Source organism: Rhizobacter sp. P2_H2, assembly GCF_056403375.1.
In genome coordinates, this window is the sequence record NZ_JBFUFP010001462.1 from 1 (window position 1) to 1,058 (window position 1,058).

The 1,058-nt window shown below is 71.6% G+C and carries 1 protein-coding gene; it reads right to left on the reverse strand.

Features of this window, described 5'->3' with window-relative positions; translation table 11 throughout:
- Nucleotides 1-147 precede the first annotated feature (147 nt).
- A partial coding sequence (locus AC1D15_RS33940) for an acyl-CoA dehydrogenase family protein (protein WP_477829529.1) occupies nucleotides 148-1,058 on the reverse strand: 911 nt, incomplete at its 5' end.

A 1,058-nucleotide genomic window follows, 5' to 3' on the forward strand; every position in this document is an offset into this window, starting at 1 on the left:
GAGCACGACGGTGCAGCCGGTCGGCCGGCGGGTGTCGGTGAAGTGGCCGACACGCAGGCCGGCAACGGCGCTCAGACCGGGTGTCGAATGCATCGCAGGGAGTCGGACATGGAGCCGCTGATTATGGCGGCCGCATCGCCGCCCCCGCTACGCGAAGACGCCTGCCGTGTCCTGCATGCGCGTCGACACCTCGCCCAGCTGGTGCAGCGTGTCGCCGAAGCTCAGCTCCATCACCGTCAGCCGCTTGAAGTAGTGACCGGCGATGTACTCGTCGGTGACGCCGATGCCGCCGTGCAGCTGGATGCATTGCTGGCCGACGAAGCGCATCGAGACACCGAGCTGGTACTTGGCCTGCGCCAGCGCGCGCCGCCGCGCCGCGGCCGGTTCGTTCATCTTCAGCGTCGCGAAGTAGCTCATCGAGCGTGCCAGCTCCAGCTGCATCTTCACGTCGGCGATGCGGTGGCGCAGCGCCTGGAAGCTCGCGATCGCGACGCCGAACTGCTTGCGCGTGTTCATGTACTCGACGGTCACCGCGACCAGCTGGTCCATCGCGCCGACCGCCTCGGCGCAGAGCGCGGCGATGCCGATGTCGGCCGCATGCTCCAGCGCTGCATGACCATCGCCGGCAGCCACCAGCAGCGTGGCCGGCGCATCAGCGAGCGCCAGCTCGGCCGCACGCGCGCCATCGGCGGTGCCGTAGCCGCGCGTCTTCACGCCGGCGGCGCGGCGTTCGACGAGGAACAGCGCGACGCCCGCCGGGTCGTCGACCGCACCCGACACCCGGGCCGGCACGATGAACGCATCCGCCAGGTCACCGGCCGGCACGAGGCTCTTCGCGCCGTTGAGCGTCCACGCGCTGCCGGCCGCCTTCGCCGAGGTCTCGACGCGCGCCAGCCGGTAGCGCGCGCCGCGCTCCTGGTGTGCCAGCACGACCAGCGCGTCGCCAGCGGCGATCTTCCCGAGCCAGCCGTCGATCGCCGGCTGCGGCGCGCAGGCCGACAGCACGCCGCCGGCGATCAGCGCGCCTTGCGCATAGGGTTCCAGCACCAGGCCACGAC